We start from the raw sequence: 2272 nt of genomic DNA, 5'->3' as shown, positions 1-2272 counted from the left end.
ATAGTTTGGTAGTCGGATACCTACTATTTTACCGATAAATGAGGGAGGGGCAAGTGTTTTTTGTCTTTTCCTTGATAGAACAACGGTTATAGACCTTTAAGAACAAAAAAATTTGACAGTAACGAATTACAATAGGGGGCTATAATAATGAAAGTTACAATGTTAAAAGGAAAAATACATAGAGCTACAGTTGAACAAGCTGAGTTAGATTATGTAGGAAGTATTACTGTTGATATGGATTTATTAGAAGCAGCAGGAATATATGAATATGAAAAAGTACAAATAGTTGATGTTAATAATGGAAATAGATTTGAAACTTATACAATAGCTGGAGAGAGAGGAACAGGGATGATTTGCTTGAATGGAGCTGCAGCTAGATGTGTATCAACTGGAGATAAAATAATTTTAATGGCATATTGTGAATTAAATGAAAATGAGGTTAAGGATCATAGACCTAAGGTTGTTTTTGTCGATGATAATAATAAAGTTGAAAGAGTAACATCATATGAAAAACATGGAAGGTATCAGATATAATTCTTTAGGTTTTGTAATGTTATTTATATATGGCTAGACTATTATTGAAATATTTATTGATTACTAATTGGATAGATGTCAATAAAGTAGACACAAAAAGAGAAGATACAGACTGTAGACAAAGTCCATTTTGGTGTTAGTATCAAATCTTAGACAGCTTTTCGTAGAGACAAGAATAAATTAAACTTATCTACGAGAGGATGAATTTTTATGACCCGATATGAAGAAAATTTTAAACAAATGATTGTTGAACTGAATCAAACTGGACGTTCTGTTCGAGGGTTAGCGAAAGAATATGGCTTATCTGAAGCAACGATTTACAAATGGAAGAATTTATATTTACCTGATCAGTCCACAGGACTGACTGGAAAAGAAGTAGCTGAACTGAGAAAAGAAAATGCTCGTTTAAATGAGGAACTTGAAATCTTAAAAAAAGCCGCAGCCATATTCTCTCGGAAAACCTAAATTCGCTTGTTCAATTTATTGAAAAATGGTGTAAGGATTACACTGTTTCTTTGTTGTGTCGGTTATTAGAAATCCCTAGAAGTGTCTATTATTTTTATAAGAATAAACCGTTGACAGCTACAGAAATCAGAAATAATAAGTTGAAAAAGAAGATTTCAACAATTTTTTTTACGAATAAACAACGCTATGGTGCCACAAAGATCCATCAAGTTTTATTAAAAGAAGGGATTTCAGTATCTCTTAAACATGTCCAAAAGCTAATGAAACAATTAAATTTAAGGTCGCTTGTAGTTAAAAAATATAGACCTCAAAGGTCTAATAAACCGATCATTTCAAAAGAGAATCTCTTAAATCAGGACTTTTCTACTGAAACGATCTGTGAGAAATGGGCAGCTGACATTACGTACATTCCTACTAAGAAAAATGGTTGGTGTTACTTATCTTCAATCATGGATTTACACACGAAAAAAATTATTAGTTATACATTTTCAAAACGAATGACTGTGGATTGTGTCATTCAAACATTGAATAAAGCAAAAATACATTATCACATTCCAGAAGGAATGATTCTACACACTGACTTGGGCAGCCAATACACAGCAAGAGAAGTGGAACAATGGCTTAAAACCAACAAAATAAGGCATTCTTATAGTAGAAAAGGAACACCTTATGATAATGCTGGAATCGAATCTTTCCATGCCTCATTGAAAAAAGAAGAAGTCTACACGACTAGCTACTCAGATTTTGAAGAAGCAAATCGAGCGCTATTTAGCTACATTGAAGGATTTTATAACCGAAATCGAATCCATAGCTCGATTCACTATCTAACCCCACAGGAATTTGAAGAATTAGCAAAAGAAAAAATGGCTTAACCGTCTCTACTAAAATGTGTCCAAGATATTGACTCAAATCCAGAACGTACACGTGCATGGATTAAGTCAATGCCTAGTTGGGCAAGAATAAGGGCTAATTGCTTGTTTTTATAGGGAGACCCGTTATCGACGAAGATTTTCTTAGGTAAGCCATACCGTTTCATCGCCTGCTTCAACACCTCCTGCACATGGATAGCCGTGTCTTCTAAAAATAGACCCTGTCCGACAATCAGGCGACTGGCATCATCAATGGCCGCAATGATATACAGCCTTTTCGGATTTTTCCCCTTTTCATCATACAAATAAGGCCCATAGGACGTGTCGATCTGCCACATATCATTGGCATGAGCCATTTCAAATGACCGTCGGTCTTCTGGTGATCGCCAGCGATACTGTTCATT

2 protein-coding genes and 1 pseudogene are annotated in these 2272 nt (G+C 34.5%); 2 read left to right on the top strand and 1 reads right to left on the bottom strand.

From position 1 onward, the window contains the following. Nucleotides 1-147: 147 nt before the first annotated feature. Both panD and ACYQ2O_RS11800 read left to right on the top strand, forming a co-directional pair. Nucleotides 148-542 (top strand): annotated as a pseudogene (panD, locus tag ACYQ2O_RS11805) (aspartate 1-decarboxylase). Between the two features lie 202 nt (nucleotides 543-744). Next, a protein-coding gene (locus ACYQ2O_RS11800; RefSeq protein WP_346025301.1) for an IS3 family transposase occupies nucleotides 745-1871 on the top strand; the annotation gives its coding sequence in 2 pieces (ribosomal slippage) (nucleotides 745-973 and nucleotides 973-1871; 1128 coding nt in all). On the opposite strand, the gene ACYQ2O_RS11795 is transcribed toward ACYQ2O_RS11800, so the two are convergent. Continuing rightward, on the bottom strand, nucleotides 1868-2272 hold a 405-nt coding region (locus ACYQ2O_RS11795), incomplete at its 5' end, for a DDE-type integrase/transposase/recombinase (protein ID WP_459796679.1). The two genes, ACYQ2O_RS11800 and ACYQ2O_RS11795, sit on opposite strands and share 4 nt — an antisense overlap.

This window comes from Alkalibacterium sp. m-11 (genome assembly GCF_054658155.1).
The sequence above is the reverse complement of the archived record's forward strand: the minus strand, read 5'-3'. Positions and strand labels throughout refer to the sequence as shown.